11 protein-coding genes are annotated in these 14551 nt (G+C 70.2%); 6 read left to right on the top strand and 5 right to left on the bottom strand.

The features are described 5' to 3' along the window. Window positions 1-240: 240 nt before the first annotated feature. The 4 genes from IC535_RS10995 to IC535_RS10980 all read left to right on the top strand — a co-directional run bounded on the left by IC535_RS10995 (window position 241) and on the right by IC535_RS10980 (window position 4951). Window positions 241-2727 (top strand): DNA topoisomerase I, encoded by a 2487-nt coding sequence (locus IC535_RS10995; RefSeq protein ID WP_228885998.1) that lies wholly within the window; start codon window positions 241-243, stop codon window positions 2725-2727. A gap of 80 nt (window positions 2728-2807) precedes the next feature. Then, window positions 2808-3368: a Sua5/YciO/YrdC/YwlC family protein gene (locus IC535_RS10990; RefSeq protein ID WP_228885997.1), complete on the top strand. Its 561-nt coding sequence runs from the start codon at window positions 2808-2810 to the stop codon at window positions 3366-3368. 49 nt (window positions 3369-3417) lie between these two features. Continuing rightward, the gene (locus IC535_RS10985) at window positions 3418-4248 is read left to right on the top strand and encodes a DUF4124 domain-containing protein (RefSeq protein ID WP_228885996.1); all 831 of its coding nucleotides are present in this window, start codon (window positions 3418-3420) and stop codon (window positions 4246-4248) included. Window positions 4249-4270: 22 nt separating this feature from the next. Continuing rightward, the gene (locus tag IC535_RS10980) at window positions 4271-4951 is read left to right on the top strand and encodes a hypothetical protein (RefSeq protein WP_228885995.1); all 681 of its coding nucleotides are present in this window, start codon (window positions 4271-4273) and stop codon (window positions 4949-4951) included. Between the two features lie 151 nt (window positions 4952-5102). Here the strand turns inward: IC535_RS10980 and IC535_RS10975 are convergent, their stop codons facing one another. Then, a complete protein-coding gene (locus IC535_RS10975; RefSeq protein ID WP_228885994.1) occupies window positions 5103-5879 on the bottom strand; it encodes an SDR family oxidoreductase in 777 nt (258 codons plus the stop codon). A gap of 175 nt (window positions 5880-6054) precedes the next feature. Between IC535_RS10975 and IC535_RS10970 the strand changes: the two genes are divergently transcribed. Further along, a complete protein-coding gene (locus IC535_RS10970; protein ID WP_228885993.1) occupies window positions 6055-6264 on the top strand; it encodes a hypothetical protein in 210 nt (69 codons plus the stop codon). 364 nt (window positions 6265-6628) lie between these two features. Here the strand turns inward: IC535_RS10970 and sppA are convergent, their stop codons facing one another. The 4 genes from sppA to IC535_RS10950 form a co-directional block, all read right to left on the bottom strand. Next, window positions 6629-8533: a signal peptide peptidase SppA gene (sppA, locus tag IC535_RS10965; protein ID WP_228885992.1), complete on the bottom strand. Its 1905-nt coding sequence runs from the start codon at window positions 8531-8533 to the stop codon at window positions 6629-6631. A 74-nt stretch (window positions 8534-8607) separates the two neighbouring features. Continuing rightward, window positions 8608-10005 carry an MATE family efflux transporter gene (locus IC535_RS10960; protein WP_228885991.1) on the bottom strand — a complete coding sequence of 466 codons (1398 nt, stop codon included), beginning with the start codon at window positions 10003-10005 and terminating at the stop codon, window positions 8608-8610. Between the two features lie 164 nt (window positions 10006-10169). After that, window positions 10170-10742: a DUF3106 domain-containing protein gene (locus IC535_RS10955; protein ID WP_228885990.1), complete on the bottom strand. Its 573-nt coding sequence runs from the start codon at window positions 10740-10742 to the stop codon at window positions 10170-10172. Beyond that, window positions 10735-11727, bottom strand: a complete 993-nt coding sequence (locus IC535_RS10950) for a hypothetical protein (RefSeq protein ID WP_228885989.1) — start codon at window positions 11725-11727, stop codon at window positions 10735-10737. The genes IC535_RS10955 and IC535_RS10950 overlap by 8 nt, the downstream gene beginning before the upstream one ends. Window positions 11728-12165: 438 nt before the next feature. Between IC535_RS10950 and IC535_RS10945 the strand changes: the two genes are divergently transcribed. Next, window positions 12166-14397 (top strand): primosomal protein N', encoded by a 2232-nt coding sequence (locus IC535_RS10945; RefSeq protein ID WP_228885988.1) that lies wholly within the window; start codon window positions 12166-12168, stop codon window positions 14395-14397. Window positions 14398-14551 lie beyond the last annotated feature (154 nt).

Here is a 14551-nt window from a genome sequence, read left to right as displayed (position 1 = left end):
AGCGGCGCCACGGGGCCCGCGCAGGGTGTGCGCCAGATCACGGTCGTGGCGCAGTCCTCACACCCGGCCGCTTGACACAAGCGGCCCGCTCGTGATCTCTCTCTGATGCAAGAAAGCTGAACGCCCGGCGCATACCCGGGCGTTCGGCTTATGGATATCGCCCGCTGCCCTTCACTAATGCGGCCATTTGCTCCACCCTAGCGCCCTCCCCCGGGCTGCTGCCCACAGAATATCGATGCCATGCCCAAGCACCTGCTCATCGTCGAATCGCCCGCCAAGGCCAAGACGATCAACAAATACCTCGGCAAGGACTTCACCGTCCTGGCCTCGTATGGGCATGTGCGCGACCTGGTGCCCAAGGAGGGCGCGGTCGATCCGGACAACAACTTCGCGATGCGCTACGACCTGATCGAGAAGAACGAGAAGCACGTCGATGCCATCGTCAAGGCCGCCAAGGGCGCCGACGACATCTTCCTGGCCACCGATCCGGATCGCGAGGGTGAGGCGATCAGCTGGCACATCGCCGAAATCCTGAGGGAACGCGGGCTGGTCAAGGACAAGCCGATGCAGCGGGTGGTGTTCACCGAGATCACCCCGCGCGCGATCAAGGAAGCGATGGGCCACCCGCGCGAGATCGCCGGCGACCTGGTCGATGCCCAGCAGGCGCGCCGCGCGCTGGACTACCTGGTCGGCTTCAACCTGTCCCCGGTGCTGTGGCGCAAGGTGCAGCGCGGCCTGTCCGCCGGCCGCGTGCAGAGCCCGGCGCTGCGCATGATCGTCGAGCGCGAGGAGGAGATCGAAGCCTTCATCGCCCGCGAGTACTGGAGCATCGATGCCGCCTGCGCGCATCCTTCGCAGCCGTTCAACGCGCGCCTGATCAAGCTGGACGGCAACAAGTTCGAGCAGTTCACCGTCACCGACGGCGACACCGCCGAAGCGGCGCGGATGCGCATCCAGCAGGCCGCGCAGGGCGCGCTGCACGTCACCGACGTGGCCAGCAAGGAGCGCAAGCGCCGCCCGGCCCCGCCGTTCACCACCTCCACGCTGCAGCAGGAGGCCTCGCGCAAGCTCGGCTTCACCACCCGCAAGACCATGCAGGTGGCGCAGAAGCTGTACGAAGGCATGGCCATCGGCGAGGAAGAAGGCACCGTCGGCCTGATCTCGTACATGCGTACCGACTCGGTCAACCTGTCCCAGGATGCGCTGGCCGAGATCCGCGACGTGATCGCGCGCGACTACGGCATCGGCTCGCTGCCCGACCAGCCCAATACCTACCAGACCAAGTCCAAGAACGCCCAGGAAGCGCATGAAGCGGTGCGCCCGACCTCGGCGTTGCGCACCCCGGCCCAGGTCGCGCGCTTCCTCACCGACGACGAGCGCAAGCTGTACGAGCTGATCTGGAAGCGTGCGGTGGCCTGCCAGATGATCCCGGCCACGCTCAACACGGTCAGCGTGGACCTGTCGGCCGGCAGCGAACACGTGTTCCGCGCCAGCGGCACCACCGTGGTGGTGCCCGGCTTCCTGGCCGTCTACGAAGAAGGCAAGGACACCAAGAGCGCCGAGGACGACGACGAAGGCCGCAAGCTGCCGGCGATGAAGCCCGGCGACCGCGTGCCGCTGGACCGCATCGTCACCGACCAGCACTTCACCCAGCCGCCGCCGCGCTTCACCGAAGCGGCGCTGGTCAAGGCGCTGGAAGAATATGGCATCGGCCGCCCGTCCACCTACGCCTCGATCATCCAGACCCTGCTGTTCCGCAAGTACGTGGAAATGGAAGGCCGCAGCTTCCGTCCGTCCGACGTGGGCCGGGCGGTGTCCAAGTTCCTGTCCAGCCATTTCACCCAGTACGTGGACTACGACTTCACCGCCAAGCTCGAAGACGAGCTCGATGCGGTATCGCGTGGCGAAGAAGACTGGATCCCGTTGATGGCCCGCTTCTGGGAACCGTTCCACAAGCTGGTCGAAGAGAAGAACGAGTCGGTCGACCGCGCCGAAGCCAGTGGCGCGCGCGAACTCGGTACCGACCCCAAGACCGGCAAGCCGGTCAGCGTGCGGCTGGGCCGGTTCGGGCCGTACGCGGCGATCGGCAGCACCGCCGAGGACGCCGAGGACAAGCCCAAGTTCGCCTCGCTGCGCCCCGGCCAGTCGATGCACACCATTTCCCTGGAAGACGCGCTGGAACTGTTCCTGATGCCGCGTGCGCTGGGCCAGGACAAGGATGAGGACGTCAGCGTCGGGATCGGCCGGTTCGGGCCGTTCGCCAAGCGCGGCAGCACCTATGCCTCGCTGAAGAAGGAAGACGATCCCTACACCATCGACCTGGCGCGGGCGGTGTTCCTGATCGAAGAGAAGGAAGAGATCGCGCGCAACCGGATCATCAAGGAATTCGACGGTAGCGAGATCCAGGTGCTGAACGGCCGTTTCGGCCCGTACCTGAGCGACGGCAAGATGAACGGCAAGATCCCCAAGGACCGTGAGCCGGCCTCGCTTACCCTGGCCGAAGTGCAGCAGCTGATGGAAGAAACCGGCAAGCCGGTGCGCAAGGGCTTCGGCAAGAAGGCCGCCAAGAAAGTGGTGGCCAAGAAGGCTGCGGTGAAGAAGGAAGCCGCGCCGAAGAAGGCCGCCGCCAAGAAGGCCCCGGCCAAAAAGGCTGCAACCAAAAAGGCCGCAACCAAGAAGGCGGCCAAGAAAAGCGTTGCCAAGAAGGCGGTAAAAAAGCAGGCCTGACCGAAACCGGGCATCCACGCGCCTCTGCGCTTTGCACCGCGCAGGCGGATAATGCAGGCCCCACCCGGCCTGCTACCGCCATGAACCTATTGACCCTGGACACCGCCCTGCCCGTGCTGCGTGCCGGGGGCGTTATCGCCTACCCGACCGAAGCGGTCTGGGGGCTGGGCTGCGATCCCGGCGCCGAAGCGGCGGTGATGAAACTGCTGCAGCTCAAGCAGCGACCGGTCGAGAAGGGCATGATCCTGGTCGCCGCCGAACTGTCGCAGCTGGAGGGCTGGGTGCGCCTGCAGGCGCTGCCGCCGGCACGCCAGGCCGACGTGCTGGCCAGCTGGCCCGGCGCGCATACCTGGATCCTGCCGGCCGGCCCGCAGGCACCGCGCTGGATCAGCGGCGCGCACAGCGGCATTGCGGTGCGGGTCAGCGCCCACCCGCTGGTGGCGGCGTTGTGCCGGGCCTGGGGCGGCCCGCTGGTGTCCACCAGCGCCAACCTGGCCGGCAAGCCACCGGCACTGACCCGCGCCGGGCTGGACCCGGCCCTGCTGCCGCTGCTCGATGGCGTACTGGACGGGCAGACCGGCGGCCTGGCCCAGCCCACCCCGATCCGCGACGCGCTCACCGGGCAGATCCTGCGCAGTTGAGCCCGGCCCGGGTTTTGCGCGGGTGCCGATAAAGCTGCACACTGCGGCCATGCCCCGTCGTCCTGCCCTCCTGTGCCTGTCCCTGCTGCTGATCGCCGCCAGCCCACCGCTGCTGGCTGCCCAGGACGCCGGCAATGTACGCATCTACCGCTGCGTCAGCAGCACCGGCACGGTATCGCTGCAGGATGCGCCATGCAGCAATGGGCGCCAGGAAGTGCGCGACATGCAGCGCCCGCGCGATCCGCCGCCGCGGGCGGTGCGCAGCGACGCCGACCCGGCCAGCCCGCCGGCCCCGGCCGCGCCGCAACGCGAAGTCCGCCACGTCTATGTGCAGCCGCCGCAGCCGATGTACGAGTGCACCCGCGACGACGGCAGCCGTTACACCAGCGACAACGGCGAGGGCAACCCGCGCTGGGTCGCGATCTGGACCAATGTGTACCGGCCCTATGGCCCCGGCCACGGCCACGGCCACCACCACCGTCCGCCGCCGCCCGACGGCGGCGGCACCCCACCACCGCGCCCGCTGCCGCCGATCATGCCGATGGGCAGCGGCTCGGTCACCTCCAGCGGCGGCGCGCTGTCGGTTTCCGGCGGTGGCGCGCGGGTGGGCGGCAGCGTCAGCATCGGCAGCGGCAGTACCCACTGGCAGGGCGGTGGCCAGGCCTACCCGGGCAGCTACAGCGGCGTGGCGGTGCCGGCCGGCAACGTGCTGGTCCGCGACCAGTGCACGCTGCTGCCGCCCACCGACGTCTGCTCGCGCCTGCGCGACCGCCGCTGGGAATTGATCCGGCGCTACAACAGCGCGCTGCAGAGCGAGCGCACCACGCTGGACCGCGAACAGCGCGGCATCGACGCGCGACTGCAACGCGACTGCAACTAGCGCGGCGTTCTACACTGCGCCGATGAAACCGTGGTGGCTCCTGCTGATCTGTGTCTGCCTGCCGGCCTCGGCCGAGGAGGTGGTGTTCTTCCGCTGCACCGCGGCCAACGACGCGCTGACCATCCAGACCACGCCCTGCCCGCCCGGCAGCAGCCAGCGCATCCAGCGCATGCCCGCGCCCCCGGCGCAGGCGCCGGTGCAGGCGCCAGCCACCAGCGCGGCGACCACGCTGGAACCCACCGCGCTGCCGGCGCTGCAGGCCGGCGCGGACGCCAACGCAGCCGATGCGGGCAACGCCATCCTCGACAGCGACGTGCTGCGCCGCCAGGCCCGGCAGCAGGCCGCGCCACCGGCCCCGGCCGATGCCCCGGCCACGCTGCCGCTGCCGGAAATCTACCAATGCCAGGGCGCCGACGGCAGCCGCTACCTGCACGAACGCGAGCCGGCGCCGCCGCATTGCGTGCTGATGCAGGTCACCGGCCTGGGCGGCAACACCCCCACCAACGCCGCCGGCTGCGAGGTGATCCGCGATCAGTGCCAGGCGGTGCCCGAGCCGCAACGCTGCAGCAGCTGGCAGCAGCGCTTCCGCGACGCCCGCGGCAGCGAACGTTTCGCCGCGCCGGAGAAACGCCCGGCCGCTACCACCGAGCGCGAACGGCTGCAGGCGCTACTGGCCGCCAGCGACTGCGCGGTTCCCGATTGAGGCGGAACCGGGGCGGGTGGCGCGCCTGCGGTAGCGCGGGTTGCCGGCAACACGAACCGACCAACGGTCGGTTGCTACCGGCATCGTTTCCGCGCCGACCAAGGCGGTTCCTGCCCGCGCGCCCACGCCCGGTCGCTGCCGGGCGCTGCGGTCAGAACCCGTAGCGCAGGAAGCCGCCGTCCACCGCGATGCATTCGCCGGTGACATAGCTCGATGCCGGCAGGCACAGGAAGGCCACCGCGGCGGCCACTTCCTCCGGCTCGCCGATCCGGCGCATCGGCGTGCGGTCGATCACCTGCTCGTAGTAGTCCGGGTCCGACAGCGGGCCGGAGGTGCGCCGAGTGCGGATGTACCAGGGCGCCACCGCGTTGACCCGGATCCCGTCCTCGGCCCACTCCACCGCCAGGTTGCGGGTCATCTGGTGCATCGCCGCCTTGGTCATGCCGTACACCGCGCCGCTGCGTACATGGGTCAGGCCGGACACGCTGCCGACGTTGACGATCGCCGAGGCGGCATGCCGGGCCAGCATCGGGTGCGCGTAGCGCGACAGCTCGAAGGCCGAGAACAGGTTGGTCTCGAAGATCCCGCGCCACTCGTCTTCGGTGTATTCGGTGGCCGGCTTGCTGATGTTGCCGCCGGCGTTGTTGATCAGCAGGTGCAGGCCATCGCTGTGGTCTTCGACCCAGTCCAGGATTTCGCGGCGGTCCTCGTCGTCGGACACGTCCGCGGCCAGGCCATGGATCTGGCGGTCGGGATGGGCATCGGTCAACTCGTCGCGGGCCATCTCCAGCGCATCGGCGTCGCGGCCGACGATCAGCAGGTCGGCGCCCAGGCCGGCCAGTTCCCGTGCGATCGCCAGGCCGATGCCGGCACTGGCGCCGGTGATCAATGCGGTCTGTCCATCCAACCGCCAACGTTGCGCGCTCACATGCTTCTCCTGCGTGGGGCCCCGGCCCCGTGGTGCTGCGCGGCACACCATGCGCCACGCGAAGGTCAGGATAGCGCAGCGCCCGCGCCGGGTCGGCCACGGCCGTTGCGCCCATCACACACCGGCTGGCGCAACGGTGCGAAACTGCGCTCCCCGGCCCATCGAGGAGCGCGCCATGAACATCCGAGCTGTCCTGCCACTGGCCACCTTGCTGGCGTTGGCCGGCTGCAACCGCCCGGTGCCGCCGGCACCGGACAAACCGCCGGAACCGCAGGCCGGGGCGCTGCGCGACGCCATGCAGCAGCCGTTGGACAAGGCCAAGGCCGCGCGCGAAACCCTGGAAAAGGCGCCGGATACCCGCGCGGCCGACGAAGCGGAACGGTAGAGCCACCCCACGGGTGGCTGCGCGCGGTATCTGATCGCAAAGAGCATCCACGCATGGCGTGGATCTACGGCGCATGAGCAATTCCCGATGGGATCATCAACCGTGCCAGGATGCACGGAGCATGAGGGAGATCCACGCCGCGCCGTATGAGGGAATGACGCGCGACGGGGATGGACGCGTCGCCACGCGCCTTTCTTCTGCCGCGTTACCCGGGCATGGCGGTCAGCGTGACGACCGCGCGCAGCGCGGCACAGGCATTCGTAGCCGGGACATCGCAAGGGCCTGCATCCCACCAACGTTGAACCCGCGGCGAGGCACAAAAAAGCCCGGCTTGCGCCGGGCTTTTTCCTGTTTCATGCCGCCGTCAGAACCCGCAGAAGCAATAGGCCAGCGCCTTGACCGGGGCGCTGCTGCGCGGGTCGCGGGCGGCGTCTTCGACGAAGCGCAGCTGGGTGTCCAGCTCGGGCATCGAGCGGGCCAGCATCAGCCGTGCCATGCCCGATTCGCCCAGCATCCAGGCACCGGCACGGCTGCCGGCAAAGCCGCTCATGAACTGCGCGAACGGCGTGGCCGCCTTCTCGATGTAACGCACGCGGACCTTGTCGACATCGCCCAGCTTGGCGCGCTTGGCCGCATCGGCGACGGCCGCCTTGAGCCCACCGAATTCGTCCACCAGGCCGCGCTCCCTGGCCTGCGCACCGCTCCACACGCGGCCGCGGGCCACTTCATCGACCGCTTCGACCGGCTTGTTGCGCGCATCGGCGACCTTGCCGGTGAAATCGGCGTAGCCCTTGTTGATCACCGACTGGATCACCTGGCCTACGGCCGGGTCCATCGGGCGGGTGATGTCGAAGGCGCCGGCGAAGCGGGTAGTGCCCACGCCGTCGGTGTGCACGCCGATCTTGTCCAGCGAACGGGCCACGTTCGGGATCATGCCGAAGATGCCGATCGAACCGGTGATGGTCGAGGGGTCGGCATAGATGCGGTCGGCGTTCATGCTGATCCAGTAACCACCGGAGGCGGCCAGATCGCCCATCGACACCACCACCGGCTTACCGGCGGCCTTCAGCGCCACCACTTCGCGGCGGATCTGCTCGGAGGCGAATACTTCGCCGCCCGGCGAATCCACCCGCAGCACCACCGCCTTCACGTCCTTGTCGTCGCGCGCTTCGCGCAGCAGCGCCGAGGTCGACACGCCACCGATACGACCGGCCGGCAGGTCGCCACCGGCGATTTCGCCGGCGGCCACGATCACCGCCACCTGCGGACGCGAATCCACCGGCGAACGGCGGGTATCGAGCACCGACAGGTAGGCATCCAGGTCGACGCTGCGGAAACCGCCGTCGGCGTCTTCATCGGCCACGCCACGGTCGGCGAGCAGGTCCTCGACTTCCTCGCGGGTCTTCAGGCCGTCCACCAGCTTCTGCTGCAGGGCGAACTTGGCCAGGTCGCCACCGGCGGCGGCAATGCCCTCGGGCATGGTGTCGATGCCGGCGCCCAGCTGCGCGGCGTCCAGCTTGCGGGCCTTGGCGATGTCGCCCAGGTAGCGCTGCCACACATCGTTCATCCAGAACAGGTCCGCTTCCTTGGCCTGCGCCGAGGCGGCGTCGAGCACGTACGGCTCGGCGGCGGACTTGTACTCGCCCACCTTGAACAGGTGCACGTCCACGCCCAGCTTGTCCTGCAGGCCGGCGCGGAAATACTGGCGGTAACGGCCCAGGCCCTCCAGCACCACACCGCCCATCGGGTCCAGGTAGACCTCGTTGGCCTGCGCGGCCAGCAGGTACTGCGACTGGCTCATGTTCTCGCTGAACGCCACGACCTGCTTGCCGGAAGCGCGCAGGCCCTGCAACGCGGCCACCACTTCGCGCATCGAGGCGAAGCCGCTGGGCTGCAGCTTGTCCAGTTCCAGCACCACTCGCTCGATCTTCTTGTCATCGCGCGCCGCTTCGATCGCACGGATCAGGTCGCGCAGCTGCACTTCCTCGGCGCTGTTGTCGCCCACGGCCTTGGACAGCGCGCGGCTGACCGGATCGGCGCTGTACTGCTCGACCAGCCGCCCTTCCGGCGCGATCACCAGCGTGGTGCGCTCCTGCAGCGAGGTGCCCGCGCTGGCGCCCTTGCCCATCGCCACCACGAACAGGATCAGCACCAGCAACAGCAGGCCGAAGAACATCAGGTTGAGGATCAGCCTGCGGGTAAAGTTCATCACATCCCACAGCGCGATGAAGAAGCTGGCGACAGGATTGCGACGCGCGGGTTGGTTCATGGGGGAAACTCCAATTGGCTTCTTGCCGTGGTGCCAGCATAGCCGCTGCCGGGCGGGCCGGCATCGGACACAAGTCAGGGGGTCGTCAGGCGGTGCGGTTCGGCACCGTCGGCGTCGGGGGTGGTTGCGACACGGCGGGCGCTGACGCGCAACCGCCAGGCCATCAGGATCGCCGCGGCGGTCAGGCCCAGGATCAGGCCCAGCCACATGCCCTGCGGGCCCATGCCCAGCCCCAGTCCCAGCCCGGCGCCAAGCGGCATGCCCAGGCCCCAATAGGAGAACATGGCGATGAACATCGGCACGCGGGTGTCCTTCAGCCCGCGCAGCGCGCCGGCCGACAGCACCTGGATGCCGTCCGGGAACTGGAACGCGGCGGCATACAGCAGCAGCGTGGAGGCCAGCGCGGCCACGCCCAGGTCGGCGGTATACACCCCGACGATGGCGTCATGGCCCAGCAGCAGCACCAGCGCCGACAGGGTCTGGGTGCCGAGGATGATCAGCAGCCCGGCGATCGCCGCGCGGCGCACGCCCAGGCCGTTGCCGCGGCCGACCGCATGGCCCACGCGCACGGTGGTGGCCTCGGCCACGCCCATCGGGATCATGAAGCACAGCTGGGCCACGTTGATGGCGATCTGGTGCGAGGCCGCTTCGGTCGCGCCCAGCCGCCCGATCAGCAGCGCGGTGACGATGAACAAGCCGCCCTCCATCAGCACGGTGATGCCGATCGGCAGGCCGGTACGCAGCAGGTCCCAGATCGCCGACCAGCGCGGCAGCTCGAAGTGCGAGAACAGCTGCAGGTGGGCGAAGCGCTTGGTCGTCCACAGGTAGCCGGCAAAGCACAGCGCCTGGATCCACATCATCGTCGCCGAGGCGATGCCCAGCCCTTCGGCGCCCATTTCCGGGAAACCGAACTTGCCGTAGCACAGCACGTAACCCAGCGGCGCCAGGATGAGCAGGCCGCCGAAGCCCAGGATCATGGTCGGCAGCGTCCAGTGCATGCCTTCGCTGAGGTAGCGCATGCAGAAGTACAGGGTCAGCGCCGGCCCGCCCCAGCGCACCGCATGCAGGAACGCGGTGGCGCCCGGCACGATGTCCGCGGCGATGCCGAAGGCCGGCAGCAGCGGCGGCACTACGCTGAGGAAGGCGAACATGATCAGCCCCAGGCCCAGCGCCAGCCACAGCGCCTGGCGGAACAGCGGGCCGATCTCGCGGTCGCGGCCGGCGCCATGCAGCTGCGATACCGAGGCGGTCAGCGAAATCAGGGTGCCGATCGGGATCAGCATCGGCAGCCACAGCAGCGCGGTGCCGATGGTGACCGCCGCCAGCGTCTGGGTGCCGTGGTGGCCGGCAATGACGTTGTCGACGAAGGAAATCAGGCCGGTGGAGACATGGCCCAGGACCAGCGGCAGCGCCAGCAGACCGGTGGCGCGCACTTCCTGGGAAAGGCGCGGCGAGGGAGTAACGGTGGACATCGGGATCACGAACGGCAACTGCGGTTGCGCGCGGAGGGCACAGGCACCGGGTTGCGGTGCGCCATCTTACGCGTGCGGCATGGGCAAACCCAGGATCGCGGGTGAATACCGCCGGCTGGCGCAGGCGATCTGTGGCCGGCGTCACCCTGCGCCGATGCCGGCGGTCAGTGCCCCACGTGCTCCTTCAACCACGCATCGCGTGCGCCCGGCGCCAGGGCCAGGAACTGGCTGCGCACCTGGTCGCGTTCCTGCGGCGGCGTGCGCTGGGCAACCAGGCTGAGCTGGGCCAGCTGGTCGATGTTGAGCTGGCGCAGGCTGGCCAGCGCCGCATCGCGCTGCCCGGCCGGCAGGTAACCGAACAGGCCCTGCAGCTTGGGGAACCATTGGCCCAGCTGCGGGCCCAGCAACCAGCCGGCGCGGAAGCGCTGGTCCTGGCTGGCGAACTGCTCACGCAGGGCCTGCTGCCGGGCCGGTGGCAAGGCCGCCATGCGCTGCGCGGCGGCGTGCACGGCGGCGCGTTCGGCGGCGGGCAGGGCCTGCCAGAGGGCATAGCGGTGGCGCAGGTCGGCCAGCTGGGCCGGGTCCAGCGCCGCCGGCGTGGTCGGCATCGCCGGCACCCCGGCCGGTGCCGGCGCAGCGCCCTGCGCTACCGGCAGCGGCAGCGCCACCGATTCGGGGGCAGCGTGCGCGGCCAGCGTCATGCCCAGGCCGAGGGCCAGCAGCAGCGGCTTACTCATCGGCGGTGGTCTCCAGGCCGGCGGCGGCGGGTTCGGGGCGGCTGGGCTGCGGTTGCGATTCATCCACCGGCACCGGCCCGCCGGCGGCGAACCAGGCATACAGGTCGGCATCGCGGGCCAGCCCCAGCTCGGGGTCGGCCAGCATCGCCGCATCGCTGGCGGCATGCGCCGGGTCGGCCGGGGCAGTCACCGGCAGGTCTTCGGCCGGGAGGCGCTCCACCTGCACCGGGCCGGCATCGCCAACGGCGCCCTCAGGCACGCTGGCGGCCGGGCCGGCACCGTCGCGCGCATGCTTCCACCACGCCGCCCCGCCCAGCAGCACGCCGGCGGTGGCCAGCACGATCAACATCCCCTTCCAGGGCAGGCCGCGCCCGCGTCGACGGGGCCGGGCCGACGTGGCCGCGGTCCGGGCCGGGGTCCGCCAGGACGCGGCATCGGGCGCCGCCGCCGTCGCGGCAACCGGTTGCTGCAGGCGCTGCAGGCGCGCCAGCGGCAGCTCGCGCAGGCGCTGCTGCACCTGTTCGGCCAGCGCGCGCCAGCGGCCGGCATCGGGCTGCCCGTGGGCATCGCGGGGACAGGCTTCGGCCAGTGCCTGCTGGTAGTCGGCCACCGGCAGGTCCAGGATCTGCGCGGCGGCCGCCTCGTCCAGGCCGCCGCCGATACGCAGCAGCAGGGCCAGCCGGGCCGGCGGCGCCAGCGCCGGCAGGTGCGCCAGTTCCGGCGGCCACTGGCCGCCGGCGGCCGGGCTGCGGATCGGGTTGCGGTGTGCCAGCAGGATCCAGAAACGGTCCGGCCATTGCGCCATCGGCACGTCGCTGGCGATTCCGGCAAAGGCCCGCATCACCGCGACCAGGGCCTGTTCGGCCACGGTCGGGTCGCCGCATTGCAGCTCGGCCACCACCAGGGCACGGCGCTCAACGCCACGCAGGAACGCCGACAGCGCGCCGGCTGCGGTAGAGGAAACGGGGGCGGTCGCAGCCGTCATAGCAACTCCATCAAGTGCGGAAATGATAGCGATTGCATTGCCTGCCGGGCATGCCGATGTAGGCCGCGCGTGAAGGCCGGCACCTGCCGATGGGGCTGCAACGGGCGCAGGTTGTGCACAGCATCAAGAAAAACCGCTGGGCAACCCCGGTTGTACTGCCCCGCCGCCGTGTTTCAACTTTGTTTCACAGCTATCCATTTGTTTTTATTGAACATTGTTGTGTGGCGATTTTTTGACCAAGTTGAGCCAAAGGTCGGAACTTCCTGACCCAGCGCCCGCGGATCGAGAGTGGCGCACAGACTTATCCACAGAAGATGTGGATAAGCCTGAATCTCCCATCAGAACCTATATTTAGGTGCGATTTAGGTTGCTCCACCCCGCGCCGGGCCGCCCTGCAGAGGCGCCACCCGGGTCCGGTCGGACCGCTACACTGGTCCGATGCCCAGCTCCGATCCGGCCCCTCTCCTGTCGCTCAGCGGCGGCCCCGCGCCCCTGCTGAATGCGCCGACCCTGCGCGTCGCCCTGCCGGTCCCGCTGCCGCAGTGGTTCGACTACGCCCCGCCGCCGGGCCAAGCTCCGCACCCGGGCATGGTCGGGCGCCGGGTGCGGGTGCCGTTCGGCGCGCGCGAACTGGTCGGCGTGGTCGCCGATATCGGGGTGGTCGCCGATGGCGGCACCCTGCGCGCCGCGCTGGACTGGATCGATACCGAGCCGCTGCTGGCCGGCGAACTGTGGGGGTCGCTGCAGTGGCTGGCGCGCTACACCCACGCCCCGCTCGGCGAGGTGGTCAGCACCGCGCTGCCGGCGCCGCTGCGCCGCGGCGAGGCCTTGCCCGACACCCACCGCTGGGGCTGGCAGCTGACTGCCGCCGGGCGCGACCCGGGCACCCGCCTGCGCGCCGGCACCCGCCCGCAGCGGCTGGCCACCTGCCTGGCCGAGGGCGTGGTCGAGGAGGACCAGTTGGATGGGGTGATCGACGACTGGCGTACCGCCGCGCGGGCGCTGGCCAAGCGCGGGCTGGTCGAACGGGTCGCGCTGGAACACCAGGCCGGGCCGCCCAGCACCCGGCCGGGCCCGGTCCCCCATCCAGAACAAGCCGCCGCCATCGCGGCGATCACCGCCACCGACGGCTTCGCCGCGCTGCTGCTCGATGGCGTGACCGGCAGCGGCAAGACCGAGGTCTACCTGCAGGCGATCGTGGCCTGCCTGGCGCGCGGCCGCCAGGCACTGGTGCTGGTGCCGGAGATCGGGCTGACCCCGCAGACCCTGTCGCGCTTCCGCAACCGCCTGGGCATTCCCGTGCATGTGCTGCATTCGGGCTTGAATGACAACGAGCGCGCACGGGTCTGGGCGGCGGCGGCGCGTGGCGAGGCCCAGGTGATCGTCGGCACGCGTTCGGCGGTGTTCACCCCGCTGCCCAATGCCGGGCTGATCGTGGTCGATGAAGAACACGATGGCAGCTACAAGCAGCAGGACGGCATCCGCTACCACGCGCGCGACTTCGCGCTGGTGCGGGCCAAGGCCCTGGGCGTGCCGGTGGTGCTGGGCAGTGCCACCCCGTCGCTGGAATCGCTGCACAACGCCCAGGCCGGGCGCTACGCCCACCTGCGCCTGAAGGTGCGCGCCGGCGAGGCGCGGCCACCGCGGGTGCGGGTGCTGGATGTGCGCAAGCGGCCGCTGCGCGACGGGCTGTCGCCGGAAGTGCTGCAGGGCATCGCCGACCACCTGCAGGCCGGCCACCAGGTGCTGGTATTCAAGAACCGCCGTGGCTATGCGCCGGTGCTGCTGTGCCACGACTGCGGCTGGACCGCGCCCTGCCAACGCTGCGATGCGCCGATGACCGTGCACGCCGGCGGCCGCCGCCTGCAATGCCATCACTGCGGCGCGCGCCAATCGGCCCCGCTGGCCTGCCCCGATTGCGGCAGCCTGGCCCTGCAACCGCAGGGGATCGGCACCGAACGGCTGGAAGAACATCTGCTGCAGGCGTTCGCCGACTATCCGGTGATCCGCATCGACCGCGGCACCACCCACCGCCGCGACGCGCTGGAAACCCAGCTGGCCGCGCTGGGCGACCGCGCCGGCATCCTGGTCGGCACGCAGATCCTGGCCAAGGGCCACGACTTGCCCAAGCTGACCCTGGTGGTGGTGGTGGGGATCGACGAAGGGCTGTTCTCGGCCGATTTCCGCGCCAGCGAGAAACTGGCCCAGCAGTTGATCCAGGTCGCCGGCCGCGCCGGCCGCGCCACCGACCCCGGCGAGGTCTGGCTGCAGACCCACCACCCCGGCCATCCGCTGCTGGAGACCCTGGTCAACGGCGGCTACCACGCCTTCGCCGAGGCCGAACTGCAGCAGCGCGAAGCGGCCGGCTTCCCGCCGTTCGCGCACCTGGCCCTGCTGCGCGCCGAAGCCCAGCAGGTGGAGCATGCCAATGCCATGCTCGCCGCGGTGCGCGCGCTGATCGCCGAGGATGCCGCGGTGGAACGCTACGGTCCGATGCCGGCACCGATGCCGCGCCGCGCCGGCTACCAGCGCACCCAGCTGCTGCTGTCGGCGCCCTCGCGGCGCCCGCTGCATGCCGTGCTCGACCAGATCACCCCGCAGATCCATGCACTGCCGCAGGCGCGCAAGGTGCGCTGGTCGCTGGATGTGGATCCGACGGACCTGTATTGAGGTGCGCCATCGCGTGCGCGCTGACGCCCCACGTTTTGCTGCGCTGGATGCTGCCGCAGCCGTATTGCCCGGACGCGTGGCGACGCGCTCTTCATCACGCGATCGTTGGGGCTATCGGGGCGCGGCATCGCCTTGTCGGCATCCACACCGCGAC

Source organism: Stenotrophomonas rhizophila, from assembly GCF_020857975.1.
Classification (GTDB): domain Bacteria; phylum Pseudomonadota; class Gammaproteobacteria; order Xanthomonadales; family Xanthomonadaceae; genus Stenotrophomonas; species Stenotrophomonas rhizophila_C.
Note: the sequence above shows the minus strand (reverse complement) of the source record. Positions and strands in the feature narration are given on the sequence as shown.